Genomic DNA, 25,128 nt, shown 5'->3' with positions numbered 1-25,128 from the left:
CCAGAACGCAGTGATCAATGGTTCCGGAATGTCCAGCCTATCCCTCTTTTGATAAGACAATAAGTACGGTAATCTTATGGGAGATATTATTTGCTGCGTTAAAGCAACAGTATACGCGACTGATGCTGTTGATGGATCATGCTGGAAACCTTTCTTCGCAACATGTCATCATGATGCATTTTGATAATAATTAATGGTTTGGAGCTTTCTGTTCTGGACAACAGATTTTGGATAAGTTTAGGATATAAACTAAGAGGAGTAATAGACTTAGAAACATCAATGATTAATTCTTCGCATGATGTTGGCAAATCATATTTATTGATCGGTGTGGTGGAACCTAGTAACATACCTGATATATAAATATGACATGGGCTAAGCGGAAGATCAGAAAAAACAGAGGGAGCAAAAACGAAGCGGATAATATTCGGGTTGCCAGACTGATAATACGTCATTACTTTCCCTTCATATTTTTCCAAAAAAACCTGATACACCTTTATCCCCATGCCCATCTCTGTCGGCGTTGCTGTGAACGGATTAAAGCTTGCTGGGCTATGATCTTGAATTTCAATTGTAGTTTCTTGGAAAGAAATAGAGATTTTCTTGGAATGATTGTGTGTAAAAAGATTCATACTTAATTCAGCAAACAATTGTGCGAAATCGCGTCCAAATTCCTCTGGTAGCTGTAATGCTTGATTTTGCATAAATGCGTAAATGTCATTCTCTTCGAAAATCTCCGTAATCTGAAGTTGCTTACTGAATTTCGTGTTTACAGTTAAATGAGCAAAAGGAAAATATCCGGCCATCCTTGTTATTAAAAAAGGGATTTGCTCCTCTTTACTTATTTCAAGTTGTTTGACTGCATATTCATGAATCTGGTTAAGAGATAAACTTCTATAATCTATATCATAAAGTGCTGCATTGTCTATAGCCTTCGCCAGATAATGGGTATATACTCCATTTTGTAGCTCAGGTCTAGCTAATGAAATTTGGTTTTTGCTACAGGAGCAAAGTATTTGCAGCCCACCTGTACGTTGAGCTATTTTATCACGGTAAAATTGATTTATTGCTTCAATCTCTTCTCCCTTGACTTCTGCTCCACCAGCATGGCAAGCATCTATTATAAAAAACTGATTTTTATTATTTAAAGCATCAATTTTTGTTTGCACTGATGATAAGCTGACATCAATGTCATGAAATTCCAGTAAGAATTCGTCAATTACCTTCCCGTGTCCGGAGAAATAAAATAGTATGGAATCGTTTGGTTGCACGACGTCCCGAAGATTATTGAATACTTTTTCCAACAATTCCTGCACATTTTCAATCGGTTTGTCCACCGTACTACTTATCGAAAAAATATCATCAGGTTCGAAACTACAATTAGAAATTAACTTTGATCTAATCAACGAAACGTCGTTCACCGAAAACCGCAATGGGGCACGATGATAATCGTTTATTCCTATTAATATGGCAAATCTTTTTCCCGACATAAGCAAATCTAAAAAAGATGATTAATAATAGATAATAGTGTACTAATAAGGAGTAATAACAGTTGTCAGTCTTTGAGCAAATATATATTTTTACGCTTATTGCATTATAAGCCTCCTTATTGCACCTAAAATGTCAAACCACAATAAACTACTCGTTTCTATACGTGATTACCTCGCTCGGTTTCAGCTACAAGTAAAGATAGCAACCGCTAATTCGGAATACGATATCAATCAACATGCTGAAAATATTATAATCCCCATTTTTAATATTGTATTTGAGGCGAAGTTCAGAAACGCCAATGATTCCGAAAAGAAAAATTTTGAAAGTCTGGATCTAATAGATGATGAATTAAGCCTAACAGGTATCCAAGTTACATCGACAAGATCTTTGGAAAAAATTAAATCGACACTTACCCAGTTCATAAAATCTGGACTTCAAAAGAGAGTAAAGCGGATATATATATACATTCTAACTGAAAAGCAAAACAGCTATTCACAAGAGGCCGTTGACGTAATACTTAAAGGTCGATTTCAGTTTGATACTGCGAGTCATATCTTGGATGCAACAGATCTGTATGGGTTGATAAAAAGCTTGAACGATGTTCATCTTTTTCAACGTATCAATGAATTGTTGGAAGTTCAATTTTCGGACTTGAAAATTGCAGGAGACTTTAATTATACCAACTTTGAAACCTTCCGGGCATCTTACAAAGAAAAATGCATTAATAATTTTACCCGTCTAAACTTTTTCGGCCTTTCAGTAAGCAAAAGGCCGCGGGAGGTTGAGCTTTATGAATTATTTGTCCCGCCGTTGTTCAGTGATGGTTTTTTTAGAAAAGCGAATCACCAATTTAATTATATCGACAAAATATCTAAATTTGAAGATATAGGTCATAGTAAATTGATTGGCGCTGAAATAATTAAAAAATTATTTGATAGTGATGCCAAAAATAGCCACGACTCTTTTCTAACCTATAAGTTTAACTATTCCAAACCCTACGATTCTCAGAAATTTGAGAATCTTTTCAGCTTAGATAAACATTTGGTAATCCTAGGTAATCCTGGAGCTGGCAAATCTTCTATAGTCAAGTACGCCATTTGTAAAATCCTAGAAAATGATGAAAGTATTTTTGATAATAATGATATATACCGCTACCTCCCTTTCCGTATTGAACTGCATAAATACAACCTAGCAAAAGTTGGACAAGGAGGAAGTTTTGCGGAATTCATGGTCCAAATTTTGGCAACGGAATACCAGACTAATATATCATTGGAAAGAATGTTGAAAATTCTAACTTTTTTTTCTTGCCTAATTTTTTTTGATGGGATTGATGAAATTTTTGACATTCAGGAACGGGTTAATGTCCGAAACGAAATTGAAAACTTTGTATCTACTTATCCTGATGCCCGAGTTGTTGTTACTAGCCGATATGAATCCTATGAGGAGGTATCTTTTAGTAAATTCCAGGAATTAGAGGTTCGTAATTTCAATGAAGAACAACTTGAAGATTATGTCCATAAATGGTATAAACAGGAGGAGTCTAATAATGAAGTTAGAAAAAAAGAAATTGCGGGTTGTCTGTCCCAGCTAAAACATGTAGACAACGAACTTAAATATAATCCTTTGTTATTATCTCTAATTCTTATTCTTTACCGTAATGAACTCGAATTGCCAACTAACAAACTTAGTATATACGAAGGCTGCACCAATACAATTGTTGAACATAGGGACGAAAAAGAGAAAAAACTTAGAATTAATTTGCAGATTAGTAATAAGACATCTGTGTTTTCTTCGATAGCCTTTTGGCAGTTCGATAATTCCAATAAAAAACTAGATAGCATCACAGTTCAACGACATGTTAAACAATATCTGATGACTAACGGGGATATTGAAGATGAACATGAAGCGGAAAAAGCTGCGATTGAATTCTTGGATTTTGCGAAATTGCGTTCGATATATTTTGAAAACAAGTTCACCCACAAAACTTTTCTTGAATATTTCACCGCATATTATATTTTCAGCCAATATTATATAGGACAAAATCAACGTCGATTCAATGAAATTCTAGATAGAAACGTAGGATTGTCTTCTTGGACGGTTGTTTTAGAATTACTAATCTGTAAAATCGATAGCAACCTGATTGACTCAAGGGCGATGGCCAAAATCATCGAAACACAGTTAGAGAAAAATAGCAACGACGCACTGCTATTCTTCTTGCAGCTTCTCAGATACTTAACAAATGTTAATGAGAAAATTAGTCATACTTTAATTTCATTAGCAATCAAAAGGTGCTTTGATGATTACTTCCCTTTAAAAGAAAGTAAAGTTGAGCACAGGGGTGTATTGCTTGCCCATTTGTCTAATATTTATTTTATCCCACGATTCCGAAATGCGTTCTTAAGAGCTTTTGAAGGTTTATTGCAAAATAATCAAATTTCTGTCGAACGATTAGTCCACTTTGCTTATGAATTCTCTAACCCCATAATTAACGATGAGTTTATTGCATTGGCCGCAACGTTAACAGATATTGAGGAATCTCCGGAGCTCTTTTTACTTCGTTATTTCAAAACAGTAGATACAGAAGAAAAGTACCTGTCGTTAATGAAAACATTTGTTCAGAAATTTGGCCCTGAGAGTCTAGCGCCAATTTATTTCTCAAATTTAGGTCAGCCAATTTTCTTTGGGAACGCAGTTTTTAATTGGATTATTAGCTTTTTCTTATCGGCGACACCGGATAAAGGTTATGAGCAATACAATAAGCTAAAAGCAGCTGGGCTGTCACAAGCAACAATTCGAAAGTCAATTAATCATCAATTACTGACAAAAAAAATTATTGAACCATATACCATATTTTTAAATGGCTTACCTATTTCAGGATATCGGGATTTCCTGCAAACACTTACTAAACCTTTCCGAAAGAAAAACCAAGTTGCTGAGCCAAAGTTTTACACTGAGTTCTACAAAGACTACAAAAAAAAATGACGGAAAACTAAAAAATTGTCTGGATTATATTCCGGTTACTTTATTTGATCTGTAACGCCACCGTGTATTCCCCGTAAGCAGACCAGCTTCGCCCGAAAATCTTTCCGGCGAAGAATAATGTTTAATCCTTATATTTTTTCAAGGTTTAAAGAATTTTCTTAAACACCTATTCCCGTTTAAACTTAGTATTTGTTTTGTTTATGATGATTAGAAATAGTATTCAAATTAAAAAGGGCGATTTAATGCCGCTTGTTTACATCTATCCTACTAATAAGACTTGCATAGAAGTCCTCTTTAAAATAATAATGGATGTTTTTAGCTCTGTTGTAAAAAGTTAAGCAGTCTTTATCGTTTTTGTTCAATTCTAAGATTTTCCCGGCGATAAGCGAAGATAATTCATAAATCCTTCTATTAGTAACGTTGGCCTTTTCAGAGGGCATCCTGGAACCGATTTCACTTGTTTTTGTAAAATAATATAAGGCGCTGTCAATGTTTTTAATAACCAAAGTATTTCTGACCAAAAACGATTTTCCTGTATCAAACAACTGCTGTAAATTTTCATTTTTCATTGCTTCAAAACGCAAATCATAGGATGTCTTTTCACGTGCGACCTCAAAATTCTCATTGTCAATATCATTTTGCTGCAATTTGACTTCACGAGCCAAGGCAGCACAATCATAGCCCTGCTTGGAAAGCATAACCGGACAATTTTTTTCCAGTAGTTCAAAGTATACTTTCTGCCTTTTCATAAGGTCAATCGCCGTGTCAAATTGCCGTTCCTTAAAAATTCTGAAAAGAAATGGTATCTCACTATAATTTGTTGGGCGCAGACGTAGTTTAGGAGCTATCCGAAAAACAAAGGCATCAGCAGCCTCCTCATACTTCTCGATTATCTTTCTTTTTTCATCATAACTAATTGTTGTAGAATTATTTAATTTGGAAAGCACATCGGTGTAATTTTGAATCTGGTGATAAAATTCATGAAGAAATGTATAAACAATTCTACGCTTATATATCCATCTGAAATCTGGAGCTTGTTGCAAACAGTCCAATTGTTCTGTTTTTTCAGTATCTAATTCTGCCTGTATAGCTATATCAATATTATCAGTCATCTTACTGAGGTAATCCGAATAAAATTTATAAAAATAAGGTCTTTCAAAATTTGTAACACATGGTATCTCCATGAGGTTATCAGTCATTTCTTTTGGATTACTGATCTCATAAGCCAGCTGATCTCTGGTCAGTGTCTTGAATACTCCCCAATTATAAGTAATAGTGTGTTTCTTTGAATCACTGTTCAGCTGCAAACCAAAGCCGACGGTGTCTAAAATTACCTTCACTCTATTGAGATACGGAATATATTTCGAAGGCAAAACCGTTTTAACTTTCCGTTTTATATCCTTCATTGCATCATTAAAATATGTTGCAACCGAATCATCGTAGTATATAAAGTGCGGTTTTTCCTGAAGTGCTGGATTCTGAATAACCTGCGCTCGGGATGAAAAATGATTAGAGCAGACAAACGTCACTATCAATGGCAACGAAAAAGAAATAAGCTTGTTAATTTTCATAACTTTTTTAATAATTTTAATATTAACGCGTCGTAGAATTCTTTAGAAAACATTAAGGATATGTCACTGGCTTTCTTATAAAAGCTAATCGCTTGCCGGATATCGTTTTGTTTCAACTCATATATTTTCCCACTGAGTAAACAACAATATTCATATTCCTGATCGAAACGTTTTGAATCTTGCATTGAAAGGGCAGTTCCCGGCTTTTTTAAGGATGCACCTAACGAATAAAAATAAAGTGCGGAGTCCAGTTTTTCATTATGCAAACTTGTACCTCCAAGGTAAAAATCGCCCAAATTATAGATGGAACCTAAATCATGTGAGGATATTGCTTTTTGCTCGATCTTCTTGAGGCTGGCAACCGAATGCAGTTGACTATAAAATCCAAATAATCGAGTAAGGCTTTTAGAATGTGTTGCCAGGCTCATACAAAGTTCATCCTGCTTCGTGCGCTCACATTGCAGCCCCCACAAGCAAAAATTGTAATAATTTATTTGTCTAAATACGACATCCTCTACTGTAGAAAATTTTCTTTCTTTTACAAAAGTGAAAAATGTCAGAGCATCGGCGTATTCCCTCGGATCTAAATTCATCCTCATGATCTTATCAACAGCATATGTATCAGCATCGGTCTCCAGCGCAAGACGTTTTGCGGCTTTCGAAGAGTCGGATTCACTCGACTCGTTTATTGTTTTCAGTTGTTCTGATACGCCCTGAAATTGATGAGCGAGTTCGTGCAGATATAAAAAAAGGCATTTGCCCTCAATCATCCATTGAAAGTCTGCGGTGCCACAAAATTTGAAAAGAATTGATTTTTTATCTTCGCTGATCTCCGCAGCGTCTTCCGGGTAAATGCCTGATGACAGAAATGGGTATACCGACAAATAAAATCCACTAAACCTTTTTCTGTTAAAACTTAATGTATCAAGATCGATCACCTGCGCAACAGAAAATCGCGTAAGCATTCTCAATAAATTTGTGCTGATGGTAATCGTTTGGTTATCGGAATTGGAATTAATCGTATAATTTCCACTTCCGGCTGTATCAATCTGAATTTTTACCGCGTTTAAAATATTCTTTTCTTTTTTCGTCAGAAAAGGCGAAATATGTTCGTTAATAGTTTTTCTGAACGCATCGAAATAATGGTTAATTACGTCGTCCTCATATTTTTTTGTCTGAGAATATATTGTTTGAGGTGATATTAAGATCAGCAGCAACCAGCTACTTTTTCTCAAACATTTTTTCACCATTTTTATTTTGATAATCAGCTATTACTTTTTTAACCTGTGCATCATCAATTCCTGCAGCGTTCCCGGAAGTTACAACTTGATTTAACTTGGTCTTCATTTCTTCCAAAGCGGCATTTTCTTTCGCCATATTTGCTAATAAGTCAAAATAAACTTTTCTAATTGAGGTGTCGCAGGGGGTCATGGCATAACCTATCACTGCCGCTTTGATAAGATCTTCTGTCCTGGAACTGTAATTATCCAGATCCTGCCGAAGTTTGGTAATCTGCGTTTTGGTACCAAGATCTATATCAGTCAATTTTACCTTATCTAATATGGAGATTGTTGCTTTCAGACTTAAATCGGTTTGTTTAGCAAAAAATTGATAAGCTTTATCAGGATTCTTTGGAACAAAAACTGTTTCTCCGCTTTGACATTTTACTTCCTTCATTTTAATTTGCGCAACACAAGGAATTGCATAACACAGGGAAAATAACAGTAGAGCCGAGGCGATTTTTTTTTGATTTCTCATTATGAAAAGATTTAGTTTTTAATATCTAAAAATAATCACTTAGTTTCAGATTATCAATAGGTTATATAAATAAATTCTAAAGTATTTAAGGAACCAAATATTTTAGAATTTATGTGATCTTAAAAAAAAGAGTGGCGGACTACTAAGCTTGGCCTGGATAAAACCAAGAATAAACTACTTGCATTTTCGAGATTACGACAATCATATTGGACCTTCTGGCACCATTGGCGACTATCTCATTCCGAAAATACAGGGTTGGTGATTTTGGTACATTTTGATTATATTAATTTATACAAAACGGTCTTCCAAAAGCACAGACGATCTGGTCAGGGTCTTCGGAATCCTCATATTTATTATTCGCTTTTATCAACCGATTTAAAACCACTATTATATAAGCATAAGATTTACGAATTCTCGATAAGTTTATCAATACGGCTTAAACGCTCCAAATCTTCCACAAAACGAGTTGAAAATCTTTCACTATCGGCTATAAAATATATTTTATAAATAACTGTATATCAATTAATTAACCGGTAAAATTCTTATCTACCATCCGTTCGATCTCGCTCGCGTTTTTTTTATAAACAACTAATTGTCAATATTTTACGCAAGCTGGATAATGTGCTGGCTACGCCGCATATCGGCTATCTCACGGAAGATACGTAAAAGGTGTTTTTATTCAAGGGCAAATACGTCGCTTATTTTTAATGCCCTCACTCTGCTGCATCACCTGCCAAAGCAACAACTTCTACAGTCAAATAATTTTATGAACATTGTGTTTATATAACATTAAGATATTATTATATTCGCTATTATAAACCTAGCACAAAAGTCTTGTCAACTCAAACGATTACACAAAAAAGCGCTGATTACAGTTCTCTTACCCTACACATCGTACTTGCCACAGTACCACAGCGCCAAGAAAAAGTTTTTAATGAATGCATCGTTCATGACTTTTATGGCGAATATCGTAAGAATGCAACCAAGTATTTAAATGATGAAAATAAGAATAGTTATTGGAACGGGCCAGGTGATTCGACAACACCAGTGTTGTATAATCCAATGCGCTATTACCTTTTGGGTAATTACGACGTTGCTTACATATCGCTCATAGATAATTTTAAATTCGCCCAACGCGTTTTCGAACCGCAATTGTTATTAACAGAAAAGAAAGGTATCGATCTTTTTGCGCCGCATACTTTTCAAAGTTCGTCAGGGATTACCTATCCCGGAGAAAAGGACCTTCGCCGATTTTTCGCAAAAAAGCTTGGCGGCGAAGAGCGTAAATATTTTCTTAGTATAACAAACCTTAAACTTAATAACGGCTTTCTGATAGGGAACGGAAACAATTTTTTAAGGCAGGCTATCGAACATGTAGAAGATCTGATTAAAGGATACAACAGGCAGATCCGCAATGTAGCACCAGTAGAATTTTTAATCATGCAGTCATTTTCATGGTTTGAGCTTTCCGTACTGATTTTTGCAGATGACCCATTACATATTTCAAATGTCCTCAAATTATTGAGGAGGAGTACGGTTTCTGCGTTAACAGGCGCAGAACAAATAGTAAAAGATTCATTATACACGGGGATTTTTAAAGGTGAGCATACCCAGGAAGAAATTTCGAGTGCTAACATATTCTCAGACACGCAAAGCTATTTTGGGGTAAACGCCGATCTCGTTGATTGTCCCGATGACGATAGCTACCTCAAAGATTTCTATGCCAAAACCATTGAACTGACAACCGAAGTCGAGTGGCAGGTAAAGCCCGGTCATATGGCTTTTTTAATGCGTTTTTTAGAACGGAACGCATCGGAGCTATTTGATCTTGACAACAGATTCCTGTTAGCAGGCAAAAACGATTATTATGTCCGCAGTCAATGTAATGAAGCTAGTTTTAACGTTAAACTACTGAGATTCATTTTCAAACAAGACCCAACTTCTGAACTGTACAACCATGTACGAAAGATAAAAACACGAGTTCAGTTTAAGGACGGGAGAATTCAAAATGCGCCGCCCCGTAAAATATTGGACCTGCACCAAAAGCTGGTAAAAAAAGCAGTTACGATCGAGGAGTTCAGTAAACTTGATCGTAAGTTGAAGTCGTTAAAAATTTCACGGCAAATCAGATCGAAAATCCTGAAAATATTCTCCAACTACAATAACGGAATTCAGGATATTATTTTATTTCCCTACTTCCTTGATTTCAAGCTATTTATATCTTACCTGATGCGTTACATCAACGAAATGGGTGATAAGCTTAGTAACAAGTTTGAAACGCCGAACGCTCATTATCCCGAACTAAACATGGCGGAGATCGAGCATGCTTTGATGCATCTGATCGGCATTTTTCAGGAGGGCTACAATATCCGCATGCTGAACGGTTATCAGTTTGAGGATATTAACGACTTTGATCTTGATTTTAACAGTTCCTTGCAGCAGTTACTGTCTGCATTTAGTTCGGTAGCGATTGAGGTGGGAAATCTGTTTTACAAAGACCCTTACTTCTATGGGCCGATTATTGCGCTTAATCTAAAAGATACCGTATCTAATTATGTCACTATCAACTATTATGTTCATCATCTGACATCGCCGGAATTTGTCTTCGCAACCTTAACCAAGGAGGTAATAAACTTCCTTTATCTTGGCGACAGAACCAATCGCAGGGTTATTACAAAATATGAAGATGACATGAGGCGGTATGCGATTGATAACGATATGCTTAAAAATTTGATCGCTCATAATCAGGTCAAAATAAGCTACCTGCTAAATGACGCGACACGTTTCGTTGTAACGTATGTTAACCGCTTTGAACTTTATCAGTACTGGTTTTGGACGTACAACCTCCAGAACACCTCTCTTTATGATGAAACAGGTATCCTTAATGAAGAAAGTTTCAGATTCGACTTGTTTAGAATAATTTTTATAAACGCTTTTTTCGGGCATGATAAAAATTTGTTGACCTGTCCTTTGCCGGAACTTTACACATTATGGGATCGCAATTTTGAAAAAACGTATGCGGCGGTGCAAGAATTGCTTGCTTTCATGGGTCCGGTTGGACTTTGTTCAGAAATAATGAATTACGTCATCTCTGTTCTTGATCTCGCGCTGGAAAAGATGATGACCGGTTTGAACATTCCCGGAGGACAATATGATAACGGGGCTAACTTTCTAAATAAAATTCAAAAAAGGTATCAAAGCGATAACAACGACATGAAGTTTTTAGAAAGGCTCACTCGCTTTGTGGATGCCTATGCCGCTTTAGATAGCGGTGATGCAGCAAATATGGTTGAAACGGATTCCGCCATATATCTGCAATGGTATATCCTGCATGGTTTAGAAACCATTTTTGCCCGCAATCGTAAGATCGTATTTCTTAGACGCAATTGGAAAAACGGGAAACCGCTACGAAGCTTTGTCGAAGGGGCCAGTGATCATTTGTATGCTGTGGACCAAACCGGGGGACTCTTCTTTGACGATACAGAATCTATTCAAGAGTATTTTCGGCTAAGTTGTACAATGCTTAGCGATATATGGGATTTTTCGCAAAAGCGTAAAAAGAATTTTATTTTAAATATGTTGGCTGGCAAAGATGGAAAATAACCGTGTTAGTATTTTATGGATTAGCGATATCCATTTTTCCCAAACCTATAAGGACGTTTTGGCCCAAAGCGGTGAGTTGAAAAATTATTTCAGCCAGTTTTTAAGTAAGATAAGTACCCGTCTTAATGAGGGTGAGGTTTTCCGGTATATTTTCCTGACCGGTGATCTCGCCCAGGCAGGGATAATGGCCGATTATGAGCTCATGTTCAAGGAATTTTTGAAACCGCTTCTTGACTTATTTGCCACAGTTGTTGATAAACCGAAAGTGGTGGTGATCCCCGGAAATCACGATGTAGATTGGTCTAAAACCGATTTTCTTAAAACATATCTGGAAGGCATCATACCCCTTATTGAACAAGATCAGGACCGATCATTGTTTCTGAAACAACATTTCAACAAGTTCGAGAAACTGTTCAGTGATTACAGCAAGTTTCTGCTGGAATACGTAATGGACTATGATGGGGGCCGTTATAAACAGTATTTCGAGCTGAATGAATCCGCGACGCTATACATTTCCCCCATGTATCGACAAAATCGCCTATTTGGATATCTTATCGATCACCAGAATCGAATGATCATAAATTTGCTGAACACTGCTTGGTTTTCTCTTGGCGGAAGATTCAACCATATTTTAGCGGAGCTTGAATCTCATGACAGTGGCTGGCTTATTGGCTTGGTTAATAGTAAAGATCCAGCTAAATTTCCTACCATTGGCGAGCAAATCCGCTACAATACGCAAGAACAACTTAAAAAAACCCTGCGAAAGAAAGAGTTTATTAGTGAATATAACAACCAGATCACAGGTATCAATATGTTTGAGTTTGATGAATTAACTACTCATCAGACTATGTATAGTGAATATTTTGTAATAACTTGTATGCATCATCCGTTTAACTGGTTGAAATGGGACGAATTGTATTCTTTTAGGGATGATACCCGCGAAAATGCGAATCGTATGCAATCATTGTTGAAGATGAGTAATTTGGTGCTTACCGGTCATGAGCACGTTCCCAAGGAGATTAAAAGCGAACTTCGCTCCGCAAGTTGCCTGCTTTTAAAAAGCGGTTGTTTTTTATTCGATAACCAAAATTACAAAGTGAACTTAGCTAACGGGTGGTTTTCAGTGCTACATATCGAGCCGGAGCGCGTACTTGTTGAACAGGATAAATACTTTTACTTGGATAACGGCCCGGCAGTGAACTGGCATGATATCATGGCCCGTAAATCCCGCGAACAACAATATCGTTTAAAGAAAACGGGAGATAGGTACTTATTGCATCCTGACAGAGCGGAACATATCGAGATGATGTTTAAGAAGACGGATCAGCACGCTATTCAAAACGTTCTGAACCGGTTGTGGGATAATGCTAACCCTGTGCAAAGTGCGCGGCAATTAGAAACGACAGCTGCTATGAGGGCATTTTTACTGGAACGAGATCAGCACAAAGAGCTATGCTTTTTCGCTTTAGCCGGTTCGGCGTATAAATATTTCCGGAGTCCGGAGTTTTTTGCGTTGCTACGTCGCTTGATGGAAATGATTTCGGACAAAAACCTAGTGATCCGATTTTTGGTACCGGATATATTTGTGGATGATGCGGATTTAAGTGAACTGAGCCCCGATGCTGCAGAAGTTTACCTGCAGGTTGACCGTTGGCAACAACTGGAACAACGCGTTACACTTGCAGATGATATGTTCGATGTGATGCGTCACGAGTATTTCAACAGTTTTGAAGATGAATTTGAAACATCCTCAAAACTTGACCCGGTCTTCGAGATTTTCCGTGAATGCAGGCTCGTTAATACGATTTTACCGTTTTGGGTGGCTGAAAATCTTTGGCGGAATACTTTGCCAAATTTCATTGTAAACTGATCGGGATCGAGTAACAAAACAATATAAGATAAGTCAAATTAAATAATTTATAAGAAAAATCAAACACTGCCGCCAGACAATGACATTTATCTTGCAAATAATTGATGTTCAGTATAGTAAATATGCTATAAACATCTCTATCTTTGCATTTTCAAAAACATTAATCTGTGAGCTGTGTTTTTAACCTAACCGTCAAATGAGTGTTATGACAGTAAAACTAAATCGTGAAAGTTCTTTAAACCGCAACCATGCGTATGAACTTATTTTCGACTTCTTTAGGGAGCGATCATTAAATGCTGATACACCTTACGCTGAACTTGAGCAGCAGGCACGTGAATTTCTTGCTCGAATTGACGACGTTCAAAAGCAAGCGATTGCTTGTTCTGAATATTCTCCTGAAAATGATCTGTTTGACTTTTCCGATGTATCCTCGTATGAAAGATATAATTGGTTCTACGGTTTTCAGAATTTTTATCGTGCAGTAAACAATATTCTAAAGAACTACACACCGGAAACTGAACGGACTAAAGGTGCAGAGCCGCAATATGTACTTAAGAAAGATGCTTTCCGATATGTCGGCCACAATGAATCCAATCTTGAGCACAGCCACTATGGTTATGCGTCACTTTTTTATCATTAACTATTATTAATAAATCTGTATAAGCCGCTGGTGGAAAAACCAATTTCGTTGCCCCCTATTCGCCAATTCACTTTATTTCACTAAAAGCCACAGGATAAGCACTAAAGGTGGTCAGTATAAAATCGGTCAACTGAGGTCAATTATCTGTGATTTATCCACTGCAGGCCAAACCGAAACCGCTGCACAATTGCAACAACGCGTTGACCTGGCAGCAAAATCAGCCGAAGTACAGAAAATAAGGGATGAATTTGCCAATGATACATGGAATGCTACCCGCTGGGATATCGGCCTCGGCGCTTCTGACCGCGCAGCGTCCGGCTACCTGAAAGGCGACAGCCTCTTTAAAGACAGGATCGGACTTTGGACTGCTGCCGGATTTCCCTTTCCATTTCTTAAAAATAAAGGTCAAATCACCATAAGCAGTAACAGTGCCTGGGCCAGCCATCAAAGCGACACCACTGAACGCCAGCGTTATGTCGCAAGCGCAAGAGCAAGGTTCTTCCTATGCGAATCCTTTGCCTTATCTTGGGAATATTCCCGCATTTATTCAAAATATGCACACTCCGGACTAAACGAGAACTGGGGACACCTTGCCGTCGTCGCCGAATTTAAAATACCCAAACTCGGAGGCTGGTTCAGCCCCGCCTATGGCGGCGATTCCGAACACTGGACCGATAAATCCGCAAAGTTCGCCATCAACTATGCCGTCTACACCGACAAGCTCATTAAACGATAAATAAGCAAGCAAGTAGTTTAGGGTACTACTCAACTTTTTCTGCGGGGTTTAGGAAATTCGAACACCCTTTAGTTTTTATCAATCGATTGAAAGTTCAACTTTTATGGAATCGATTAAAAGCACTTTCACGTAAGCAAAAGATTTACGAATTCTCGATTAGTTTATGAATTCGGCTTAAACGCTCCAAATCTTCCACAAATCCGGTCGAAAATCTTTCACTTTCGGCTACTTAAGGAAACACCACTTCGTGGTTGTTTCCTTTTTTTATGCCAATAGATATCTATTAGCCAGAGTTTTACGGTCGGACATTCTTAGTTCGAAATTTCCCAAAAAAATCTTTGGACCCTTATACAATATAGTCTAAAAGATGGACTGAAAGGTGTATTTACGCTGTTTCTTCAAGGTTCAAACTCTCCTTAAGGTTAAGCGCATTTTGCCTATTCTCATTTTTGTTATGATTCCTTGCCATGATGTATAGGAAGTCAAGTATAATATCAGCTAAAACACTGCCGGCGCAAATAGCATATTAAATCATCAATTTTGCTTTATTTGATACATGAAAGAAACAAAAATTACACCGAAAAAATTGCTCTCGTCTATACTTATGGGCAAATTTTCTTCAGCAGTTATCCGGTTGACGCAGGTGCAGCTAATTACATGGGGTCTTTAATGATTTCTTTAGCATCGGATGGTTGCTTTTCATTTCGTGCTACAGCTAATATACTGTCCCTGTCGTTACTCATTAACAGCCGTTCCCATAGACTACTATGAATTTGTCTTTCTAACTGGCGAGTGGTCCAGTTGTTTTTTATCGACTCTGCTATGTAGAAGTCGATTTTATCTTGACTATCAACACGCAGTAATATCTTGTAATGTGTCCAGCCCAATTGCGAACGCAGTGCATTCGCAATTGGGAATGTGCGGTAAAACTGACGAAATAATTCTATTTGACGTTTTGAAAACCCACTGCCATACTCCGGCTCTAATTGATCAGCAATAAATTTAGTGAGGTAATTGCCATAATCCGCCCGGTCTTTCCCTTGTTGTTCCTCCTCGAAAATGCGTTGCCCTATTTGCCAATACATTAACGTACGCTCATGGTCAACCAACCTAATCGCCTTGTCTTTAGCATCATGAATAATCGCTTGAATATCAGCTATGACAGATTGGTTAATTAGCATTGTAGGAAGAATTATGGTTCAATCGCAAAAGTACAAAAATAGAGGCTGTAATAAAGAAAGCCGGACACTAACAAAGTCATGGCAAATTAAGATAGACGGGGCTCGGGCAAATCTGCACGACAAGACAGCAATATCTTGAAACTAATCCTGAACAATTTAGTCGGGTCGTACATGATTACATAAATGATCATAAAGGGTTTATTGTTTGGAAAGACTTGTTAGAAAGGAAATTATATTGATCTATGCTCTTGGCATCCATTACTGCCTCTATATCGATGTGAAAGTTAGAACTTTTACCCCTCGACCCCACTAAGACAGAAGGCGGCCTTGAAATGCATATTTCAAGGCCGCTGCTTTTTCATCAATTCATATCATTCTGTAAATCAACACAATACCAAGTTATGTACTACATCAGTATCAAAAGCAAGGATACTTTCGAAACCAAATACCCATCATTTATACTAAACTGTATTTCAATCAATTAACTTGTTATTCTTCGCCTTTAATAGTTCGATGTCTCATCAAAATTATCCTTGCTAAATGTTTGTTCTATTCTCACAACTGACCATTGGTCATTGATTGAAGCTCCTCCTCTTCGAGCCTGAAGTCATTGGCCTGCGGTATGCCTTCCGGCATGTTCACCAATCTGATCAGTTTTGATTTCATTTTTGTTAGCTATTGAATCAAATACCATAACTGCCGGTAAGGGCTTTCTTTTCGATGCTTTTTGCAAACAGAGGAGTTTCTTCGTGATTATGAGCGTCAGATGCAACCTGACGATCATGAGCCGCCTGTGCTAAAGTAACATTGTGCACCTTCATAAATTCAAAAAACTCAGGTGTAGCTGTTGCATGAATTTCGTTGGTATATTCACAGGTTTGATCGTCCAATTTGGTGACTCTAAGTTCCCATAACACCTGAACTTTACTACGGCCATTGGCAGTGATCGTATCAGAAACCGATAACATACGGCAATAATCCGCCTTGTACTCGGTAGCCACATAATGCTGGATGATGAGCGCGTTACCAATTGTTTCTACATTAATTGACATGGGCTCGCCAGCTAAAGTGCGGGTAAAACCGGCAGCGATATGAGCTGTGGAGCACCTTTGATATTCTTCATCAGGGAGATTGAATAACCAATCTGCAATGTTTACTTTTTCAATTGGCGCGTTAATAATCGCTTTTACAGTTGAGTGAGAAAGCGCGTTTTCGGTAGTTTGTTGAATTTCCATAATCTTTTTTGTTTAATAATTCAAAGGTCACCGAAATTTGTTAATCGTCTAAACTCTTATTTTCGATATACTTGATCGGCAAAACCGATTATTTTTGATATTTTTAAAGATGGAACTTCGTCAATTGAAATACTTTATCAAAGCCGCCGAATTACAAAATTTCACTGAAGCTTCGGGTGCATTATTTATTACACAAAGCACGCTATCTCAACAAATCAAACAATTAGAAGATGAACTGGGAATACCTTTGTTTGACCGAATTGCAAAGCGGGTGCGGCTCACAGAGGCAGGTAGAACGTTTTTGCCTTATGCCCTCAAGACAGCGAAAGATGCCAGTGATGGCAAGGATATGCTGAAGGATTTGATGAATCTGAATACGGGAACTTTGTCCATCGGCGTAACTTACGGATTAATGGATTTGTTAACAAAAGCTATACTCGACTTTTCACAAGAATGTCCAAAAATCAGCATAACAATCATCTTTGGCACTACTCAGGATTTACTGGACAAGCTTAACCATGGTCATATTGATATGATGTTATCTTTTTCCCAGGGCGAGAAAGGCGAAGGGTTTGAAATTGAACGCCTGTTTTCTTCCTGCCTGGCCCTTGTAGTTCACAAAAGCCACCCGATGGGCAATAGAAAGCAAATCAACATTAAACAATTAGATGGTTTGCCTTTGCTATTGCCTACCAGGGGATATAGCATCCGCAATTATCTCGATCTATTATTGAGCGATCATCATTTAATACCTGATATCAAGATGGAAGTAAATGATATCAATACACTTTTACAATTGGTAGATAGCGGTCGGTGGGCCACGATATTAATGGGTTCGTCGATTTTTAACTATCCCGAATTAAAAGCGCTTAAAATTACAGGCGAGGGCATGACCCGATTGGCTACTATTTCCTGGCCGGCAGGTCAATATCGCAAAAAAGCAGCGCGATTACTGGCGCAGCTATTAATCCATCACGCGAAGGATTATCATGTTCAACAATCTTAATAAAATGACCTATTGGACAAACAACTATAATTGAAAATCAATCGAAGATCTTTTATCTTCCGGTACTAAGGCAAAAAACCCCCTTGAAATGCGTATTTGAAGGTTTCTCCTTTTCCAATCTGCTTTCTATTTTTTTTAATTGAATACCAACCTCGTTCCTGCTCATGTACCTAAAACATAAATGTATTTATTTAACTAACCGCTAATCTCTACCTACCCGTATCACAATCAACTTAATTCTTCGTTTTCCTTTAACGGTTCTATGTTGTTCACTATCTTTTTTTGCCCAAATAATTGTTCTGTTGTCAGTTTTGCAAATGATCTCATCAATGAAAGAATACCAAAAGAAATGTAAAAAGGCGTACTACGCTAAAACGGGTGATGGTGAATTGGGGTAACTTGATCTAACAACTAAAATGTTTAATAATAGCTTTCAAAAAATGCTTTTTCGATAATTGGTTCAATGTTTAAAAGCTGACGATGCAAAGAAAAAAAGCAGCGAAAAAAAATCAAATTGCTTTAACATTTTTAACAATTTGTTATGTGGAACATATAGGAGAAGGTATTCTTATGATGTGCGGATTGAAGTCACCTGTTTGTTGTTCGGCTTCTTAAAACATTTTTTTAATTTTAATCAAACGTTTGGCCATTATGTATGAGTCGCTATTTAACTATATACATCGCTATAGCGAATCCCCACTTACAAGTGCGGAGGAGGAATTGATCAAAAATTCTTTTTTTCCAAAGGCTTTAAAAAGGAAACAAATGTTCTTAGAGCAGGGGCACGTCTGTCAGTATACCGGCTTTATCCTAAAAGGTGCCATGAGGCTATATAGCATCGATTCAAATGGCACCGAGCACATTATACAATTAGCTATTGAAAACTGGTGGATGGTTGACCGTGAAAGTTTTTTGATGAAAACCCCTTCTGTTTATAATATTGACGCCTGGGAGGATACTGAGTTACTGACTTTAAAACATGACGGTTTATTGCAAATTTTGAACATTCCAGCCATCAAAGAAATGTTTTGGCAAATGAATCAAAGCAATTTCATCGCTTCACAAAAAAGATTAAATTACTCCATTACTTTACCTGCTAAAGAGCGGTATGAAGAACTGTTAAAAAACTACCCGGAATTTGTGCAGCGTTTTCCGCAACATACTATTGCCTCCTATTTAGGTATAAATAAAGAAACGCTTAGCCGGGTTCGCAGTAAATTAGTAAAAAAATAACAGCTATCTCCTGCTAATATTCGTCCTTCCACTGATCCAATTTTCTTTAATGACAAATGTCATCGTTCTTCTTTTTCCGGCCCGCTAACTTTGTTTTATAAATCAGTAAAAAAGATTTTGTAAACAATTAAAACTTCAGAAAATGAAACAATTCAAAAAGGATGATACAGTAATGTTATTGGTGGATCATCAGGTAGGTACACTTAATTTTTGTGCAAACAGACCACACGAAATGATAATAAGCAGAACAAGGGCATTGGCGAGATTGGCTAAGGCACTTAATATCCCCGTTGTACTTACAAGCAGCCAGGAAGACCATGCCCAAGGCCCTTTACTACAGGATTTACAAGACCTGCTTCCCGAAGAATATGCTGATCGTGTAAAAAGGGCCGGAATTACTAATGCCTGGGATGACGAGGCTTACAAAGCAGCGGTATTGAAGGCCGCCAACGGCAGGAAAAATGTTATTATGGCAGGCCTTACTAATGATGTTTGTATCGTTTGGCCTTCTATCTCCATGCAGGAAGAAGGATTTAACGTTCAGGTAGTCATCGACGCCGGTGGCTCCCCTTCTCAAATTGCCGATGATATAGCTCAGCAAACCTGGGAAAGCAAAGGCGTGAGGACAACAACAATTAACCAGCTGATATCAGAAATGGTACATAACTGGGCTACAGAAGAAGGGCAGAAAGTATTGCCGATTCTTTTTGAAGAAGTTATGTCAAAGGTTGGGCAGTTTGCCTGAAATTAAATGATAACAATCAGGATCAGGACAATGCTATCTCATTATCCTGATCCCTTAAAAAATGACTTATGTTACAAAAAATAAGCAATTCCCTGTTTGTCGGTAACGGCCCCATCAAAATACTGTACCCTGGCTTAGCTGTTTCAAATACAGATACCGGCATTGGCAGTATCGGCAGGATTGACCATCCCGAGATTCACGGAAACACAGTTATTAAGATGCATCCGCATATCAATGACGAAATACTTTCCTATTTCAGGATCGGAAAAGCAGAGCACAGCGACTCTGAAGGTTTTGTAAAAATGATTGGCAAAAAAACACTGATGCTGATGAAAGCCGGTAAGTCATTTTACCATGAAGAAAAAATAATTGGTGAAAGCGAGCCATTGGAAGGGCTACAGATATTTATCCGTCCCGGCAAAAAGGATTTGCAGCCCGAAGTGGTCTTTCTTGATCTGGAAACTATCCACAGCGAAAATAAATGGAGGTTACTTGCCTCTCCCACTTCAGCAACAACTTTTCAGTTCAGCAGCCAAACCTGGCTGTATGATATGAAGCTGCTGGGCGGCAGTAGCTCAGAAATACCCGAATTACCTAAAAATGGCCTTACGGCATTACTGTATGTATTTCAGGGAGCAATCCGGGTGAATGAAAGTATCGATCTGAAAAAAAAGGAGGCCATTGTGTTCAAAGACGAACATATTGTAATTACAGCACCTAAAGATGCTGAATTGGTATTGTTTGTAACAGATGAAGAAGGAGAAATTTTTAAAGGCGGTATGTATAGCGGGAATCAAAGATAATGAAGTCTAACCTAAAGATCATCAGGTATACGCAGGGTGCTCTTTAGAAAAAACACAATGACGGGCTGAACAATGACAGGTGTCTTATTTTCAGTTTAAATTCCTGTATTTTATGCAAAATAAAATACACTATCTTTCCATATGCAGCACCAAGAATTTGCGCCTCCCGAAGAGCTACAAGATTCCATAAAATGTTTTTGGTACAACAGCAGAGACTTCGGGGAACAGCTATCTGATTTTGAAGTACAACCCGATGGCTATGCCGAAATTATTTTTCATTTCGGGAACGGTTGCAGCATTGCCCGGGATGGCAGCTTGCAGCCATTGCCATCCCCGTTCATGATGGGCCTGCTCAACCAGCCTGTTGTTTTTTACGCCAAAAACCGCCTGGAAATTATTGCCATCAGGTGCTTTCCCTGGACGGTGTTCGATTTACTTGGGCTGCAGGCGGTTAAAGGCGGTGTGCACATGTTTGAGCATCCTATTGCGCAGCTTCACCCTACGTTAAAAAAAGGCATTGAAGCCGGCAGGATAGATGAAGCACTGTCCATGATAAAACAATATTTCCTTAATGCCCGGTCGGCGGTTGCAGCCAACAGTATGCTATTTAAAGCAGGAGTTGCTATGAGCAAAGCAAAGGGTACCATGCCGGTACGCCAGGTAGCGGCAGCGGCCCATGCCACCGTTCGTACGCTGGAACGGAACTTTAAGCAGTCGTCTGGCCACACTGTTAAAGATGTGTCCGGTTTAATGCGTTTTGAGCAGGTACGTAACCAATTATGGCTTTACCCGGATATCAACCTCGCCGGTTTAGCCCATGAGCTCGGTTATACAGATCAATCTCACCTAAGCCGCGAGTTTAAGCGGTACAGCGGCAGTACGCCAGCCGCCTTCGCTCGGAAAGCAAAGCAAGGGAAGCCTCCTGTAGGCAACGATTTTGTCGCGTTTGTACAAGCCTGAAACAGCGGCATTGCTGAATTTTGTGTATCAAATCATTCCATATGAAAGTTACACTTGAAGGCGATAAATCAGCACAAAATAATTCCATCTACGACGTGATCATTTCCGGTGCCGGGCCTGTAGGCCTGTTCCTGGCCTGCGAATTGGCCCTGGCCAAACGTTCGGTATTGATACTGGAAAAAGCCGAGAACCCGCACTCACCACTAAAACAATTGCCATTCGGGATCCGGGGGCTCTCGGCACCTACTATCGAAGCGCTGTACCGGCGCGGGCTGCTACAGGAACTTGAGGTACACAAGCGCCTTAAAAATCCTCATCAAAATGCCGCGCAAGGGTTACGGCGACAGGTGGGGCATTTTGCCGGCATTCCGTTTCATGAAGGCGATATCGACAACACTCAATTTACGAATCGTCTGCCCGGCTCGACAGATACCAGCTTAATTTCTGAAATGGCGGAGCTTGAAACTGTACTGGCCCATCGCGCCGAGACTCTTGGCGTAGAACTCAAGCGTGGCCTTGCCGTTACTGACATTCATCAAACCGAAGACCGAGTAACTGTTCAGTCTGGCGGCCAATCTTTTCAAGGTAAATGGCTGGTAGGTTGCGATGGAAGCCGTAGCGTTGTTCGCAAGTTGGGCGGTTTTGAATTTGCGGGCACCGAGCCTGAATTTACCGGCTACACAACCCGGGTTGACATTGCGAATCCTGAAAAGTTAAAGCCGGGCCGGAACGTGACGCCCAGGGGCATGTACCTCCAATCTCAGCCAGGTTACCTAATGATACAGGATTTTGATGGCGGGGCATTTCATGGCTCAGAAAAACCAATAACCCGTGAACACGTGCAGGAGGTGTTACGTCGTATTTCGGATACCGATGTTACCATCAATGCCCTGCATATAGCAACCACGTGGACCGACAGGGCACGACAGGCCACAACCTACCGCAACGGACGGATACTTTTGGCCGGCGATGCCGCTCACATTCATTCGCCGTTGGGAGGCCAGGGGCTTAACCTTGGGCTGGGCGATGCCATGAACCTGGGCTGGAAACTTGCTGCAACTATCCAGAATAAAGTGCCAGAAGGCCTGCTGAACAGTTATAATACCGAACGGCACCCAATTGGCGCACAGGTTTTGGATTGGTCGCGCGCGCAGGTTGCTATCATGAAACCAAGCCCGGGAGCCCGCGCGCTACAAGCAATTATGCGCGAACTGATGAATACACGTGATGGTGCCACCTATTTTGCAGGGCGCGTTTGGGGTGTTTCCACCCACTATGATCTTGGCGGTCATCACCCCCTGGCAGGCTACAGTGTTCCCAACTTTGAGCTGGGGGATGGTACAAAAATTGGCGAGCTTATGCACGATGGCATGGGAATACTGCTGGATTTTGATGCCAACACTGCGCTTAAATCTTTAGCTGACCGATATAGCAACCGGATGAAGTACATCTCTGGCAACACAAAAGAGCGATTAGGTGTAAGCGCCGCGCTGATACGCCCGGATGGGATTATCGCGTGGGCTTGTGAGGGCAACCTGGATTACAGCGAGCTGCAAAAAGCCTTCGCGCGTTGGTTTGTTGGTAACTAAAGGATTAGTATACACTTGCCCTTATCTGTAGGACACATACTGGCTGCTGATCTCATACGCCCGCACGTATGAAAAAAATCATGCACCTGCATAATCGCTAATTACCTGTCATACGAAAACTAATCAGCACACTTTAACCGCCTGTATATTCAGCAGTTTTGCTAATTTTTCAATTTTTGAAGCGATATGCCCTTTGCCCACAGCACAATGGTGTGCCGGGCCATGCGAGTTCCAGGCCTCTACAAATCCCCTGGCCCCAATAGGAAATTTATAGCGGCTGTTGGTGTTGCCGATTTCCAGTATTGGGCCGGCAACAGATTCGGCCTCTGCAATAAGTAACTGCACCTTCCCATCGATAGTTTCGATAACGGATAATAGGGTAACAGGGCCGTATTTAACAGACATCTCCACCGATAATCCGCTGCCAACCTTACCATGGTAAACCTGTAAGGGCTTTACCTTTATCTTGCCTTCAGCAATCGCCGGGTGGCAAGGGCCATCATGCCCCATTAAAACCACATCATCCGTAAAATCCATAGCATAATATTCGGTAAATGAACCTCCGGCTCCAAAGCCATCCATAATCTTCATGGCCTGTGCATTCTTTATTTCATATTCGCCGGCCACCGGAATACCACTTGCCGTAAGTAATGATGTTCCCAAGATAACCGAACTCATGGTATCTTCATTTTGCACGTTACCTGTGCCTTTGTGGTAATAGGCCAGCGATCCCAGCTTATGCTTTTCAACCAGTTTGTCAAGTGCTACTGCGGTTACGGCGGTCCGTCTTATCTCACCGGCAGGGCAATCGGCTTGTACATCAAACCTGTTGTAAAACTCTTCAATTTTTTTCTTTGCCTCGTGTTCCGTAACTACCAGCCTTAAACCAGACAACTCATCAACCTCGATAACTTCAATATGACCGCCAAATGTTGCACATTGCAAGGTTAGGTTTGCGTAAATATCCAGCATGCCGCTATAATAATTACCCATTACCCCCATCCTGTTGTAGTACATCATGTGGGCAACCTTAGCAGCGGCTATCCATTCTTCTACTTCATCCCAAACGTTGGGATCGTTGTTTAACATGCCTGTAACCTGGTAAAAAGGAATATTTGACCGCCTGAATACATTGGCAATTTCGGGCACCGGGCAAGCCGAACAAAAGGCAAGCCACTCGCCTGTCATGGCGGTGCGGTTGTTCATTTGGTTAAACGTTGAATAATCAATAGCTGCCCCGGGGGCCAGGTTCAGTACAATAACCGGCACCTTAGCTTTGCTTACAACAGGAAGTACTGTAGATGACAGGGCGTAAGTAGTAACATATAAAAATACCAAATCAACCTCCTCGCGCCGAAAGCGACTGCCCGACTCAAATGCTTTTTCAGGAGTATCTACCAACCCAAGGTTTACAATTTCGGCACCGTAGCTATTTAGCTTGGCGGCCACCAAATCAACGTAGCCCGCAAGGCGTTTTTCAAGCCCTTCAAATTGTTCCCAATATGCCTGCAAGCCTATACCAAACAAGCCAACCTTAAGTGCAAGTTTGTATTTTTTATCAGTCATCCTCTTTATCTTTTTAATTTATGGAATTTTCAGTTAAAGCTTGATTAACCAGATAAATAATACCGTTAAACACTTTTTTGAATAAAATTCAAACCGCTTATAAAGCCTGCTTAAATTGCATTGAAACATGGCGGCCCGGACAGAAAAATGATATATTGTTAC

Annotated in this window: 18 protein-coding genes; 11 read left to right on the top strand and 7 right to left on the bottom strand. The window is 39.3% G+C overall.

The window, feature by feature from the left end:
- Positions 1-98: 98 nt before the first annotated feature.
- Positions 99-1,487: a caspase family protein gene (locus ACFGVS_RS23700; RefSeq protein ID WP_439695840.1), complete on the bottom strand. Its 1,389-nt coding sequence runs from the start codon at positions 1,485-1,487 to the stop codon at positions 99-101.
- Between the two features lie 130 nt (positions 1,488-1,617).
- Here ACFGVS_RS23700 and ACFGVS_RS23695 point away from each other — a divergent pair, with 130 nt between their 5' ends.
- A complete protein-coding gene (locus ACFGVS_RS23695) occupies positions 1,618-4,470 on the top strand; it encodes an SMEK domain-containing protein (RefSeq protein ID WP_439695839.1) in 2,853 nt (950 codons plus the stop codon).
- A gap of 239 nt (positions 4,471-4,709) precedes the next feature.
- On the opposite strand, the gene ACFGVS_RS23690 is transcribed toward ACFGVS_RS23695, so the two are convergent.
- Genes ACFGVS_RS23690 through ACFGVS_RS23680 form a run of 3 tightly spaced genes read right to left on the bottom strand, consistent with a single transcriptional unit; the run spans position 4,710 to position 7,799 of the window.
- Complete coding sequence (locus ACFGVS_RS23690; RefSeq protein ID WP_439695838.1) at positions 4,710-6,041, bottom strand: hypothetical protein; 1,332 nt, start codon at positions 6,039-6,041, stop codon at positions 4,710-4,712.
- Positions 6,038-7,291, bottom strand: a complete 1,254-nt coding sequence (locus ACFGVS_RS23685) for a hypothetical protein (RefSeq protein ID WP_439695837.1) — start codon at positions 7,289-7,291, stop codon at positions 6,038-6,040. Before ACFGVS_RS23685 ends, ACFGVS_RS23690 begins: the two co-directional genes overlap by 4 nt.
- Positions 7,263-7,799 carry a hypothetical protein gene (locus tag ACFGVS_RS23680; protein ID WP_439695836.1) on the bottom strand — a complete coding sequence of 179 codons (537 nt, stop codon included), beginning with the start codon at positions 7,797-7,799 and terminating at the stop codon, positions 7,263-7,265. The genes ACFGVS_RS23685 and ACFGVS_RS23680 overlap by 29 nt, the downstream gene beginning before the upstream one ends.
- 834 nt (positions 7,800-8,633) lie before the next feature.
- On the opposite strand from ACFGVS_RS23680, the gene ACFGVS_RS23675 reads away from it, so the two are divergent.
- From ACFGVS_RS23675 to ACFGVS_RS23660, 4 genes are all read left to right on the top strand, one after another.
- Complete coding sequence (locus ACFGVS_RS23675; RefSeq protein ID WP_439695835.1) at positions 8,634-11,402, top strand: hypothetical protein; 2,769 nt, start codon at positions 8,634-8,636, stop codon at positions 11,400-11,402.
- Positions 11,392-13,272, top strand: coding sequence for a metallophosphoesterase family protein (locus ACFGVS_RS23670; RefSeq protein WP_439695834.1), 1,881 nt, complete (start codon positions 11,392-11,394; stop codon positions 13,270-13,272). Before ACFGVS_RS23675 ends, ACFGVS_RS23670 begins: the two co-directional genes overlap by 11 nt.
- Positions 13,273-13,477: 205 nt before the next feature.
- Positions 13,478-13,912 carry a hypothetical protein gene (locus tag ACFGVS_RS23665; protein WP_439695833.1) on the top strand — a complete coding sequence of 145 codons (435 nt, stop codon included), beginning with the start codon at positions 13,478-13,480 and terminating at the stop codon, positions 13,910-13,912.
- A 187-nt stretch (positions 13,913-14,099) separates the two neighbouring features.
- A complete protein-coding gene (locus ACFGVS_RS23660; protein WP_439695832.1) occupies positions 14,100-14,648 on the top strand; it encodes a hypothetical protein in 549 nt (182 codons plus the stop codon).
- 653 nt (positions 14,649-15,301) lie between these two features.
- Here ACFGVS_RS23660 and ACFGVS_RS23655 read toward each other — a convergent pair.
- The gene (locus tag ACFGVS_RS23655; protein ID WP_439695831.1) at positions 15,302-15,829 is read right to left on the bottom strand and encodes a DUF1016 N-terminal domain-containing protein; all 528 of its coding nucleotides are present in this window, start codon (positions 15,827-15,829) and stop codon (positions 15,302-15,304) included.
- A gap of 683 nt (positions 15,830-16,512) precedes the next feature.
- Entirely contained in the window at positions 16,513-17,064 is a 552-nt protein-coding gene (locus ACFGVS_RS23650) for a hypothetical protein (protein ID WP_439695830.1), read from the bottom strand.
- Between the two features lie 109 nt (positions 17,065-17,173).
- Between ACFGVS_RS23650 and ACFGVS_RS23645 the strand changes: the two genes are divergently transcribed.
- The 6 genes from ACFGVS_RS23645 (at position 17,174) to ACFGVS_RS23620 (ending at position 23,400) form a co-directional block, all read left to right on the top strand.
- Positions 17,174-18,070: a LysR family transcriptional regulator gene (locus tag ACFGVS_RS23645; protein WP_439695829.1), complete on the top strand. Its 897-nt coding sequence runs from the start codon at positions 17,174-17,176 to the stop codon at positions 18,068-18,070.
- Positions 18,071-18,721: 651 nt separating this feature from the next.
- Positions 18,722-19,303, top strand: a complete 582-nt coding sequence (locus ACFGVS_RS23640; protein WP_090641999.1) for a Crp/Fnr family transcriptional regulator — start codon at positions 18,722-18,724, stop codon at positions 19,301-19,303.
- Positions 19,304-19,445: 142 nt separating this feature from the next.
- Entirely contained in the window at positions 19,446-20,048 is a 603-nt protein-coding gene (locus tag ACFGVS_RS23635; RefSeq protein WP_439695828.1) for an isochorismatase family protein, read from the top strand.
- A gap of 68 nt (positions 20,049-20,116) precedes the next feature.
- Positions 20,117-20,851 carry a pirin family protein gene (locus ACFGVS_RS23630; RefSeq protein WP_439695827.1) on the top strand — a complete coding sequence of 245 codons (735 nt, stop codon included), beginning with the start codon at positions 20,117-20,119 and terminating at the stop codon, positions 20,849-20,851.
- 141 nt (positions 20,852-20,992) lie between these two features.
- Positions 20,993-21,811 carry a helix-turn-helix domain-containing protein gene (locus ACFGVS_RS23625; protein WP_439695826.1) on the top strand — a complete coding sequence of 273 codons (819 nt, stop codon included), beginning with the start codon at positions 20,993-20,995 and terminating at the stop codon, positions 21,809-21,811.
- A gap of 41 nt (positions 21,812-21,852) precedes the next feature.
- The gene (locus ACFGVS_RS23620) at positions 21,853-23,400 is read left to right on the top strand and encodes an FAD-dependent monooxygenase (protein ID WP_439695825.1); all 1,548 of its coding nucleotides are present in this window, start codon (positions 21,853-21,855) and stop codon (positions 23,398-23,400) included.
- A gap of 123 nt (positions 23,401-23,523) precedes the next feature.
- Here ACFGVS_RS23620 and ACFGVS_RS23615 read toward each other — a convergent pair whose 3' ends face one another.
- A complete protein-coding gene (locus ACFGVS_RS23615) occupies positions 23,524-24,966 on the bottom strand; it encodes an arabinose isomerase (protein WP_439695824.1) in 1,443 nt (480 codons plus the stop codon).
- Between the last annotated feature and the right edge of the window lie 162 nt (positions 24,967-25,128).

The sequence above is a fragment of the Mucilaginibacter sediminis genome (genome assembly GCF_051903035.1).
Taxonomy (GTDB): Bacteria; Bacteroidota; Bacteroidia; order Sphingobacteriales; family Sphingobacteriaceae; genus Mucilaginibacter.
The sequence above is the reverse complement of the archived record's forward strand: the minus strand, read 5'-3'. Positions and strand labels throughout refer to the sequence as shown.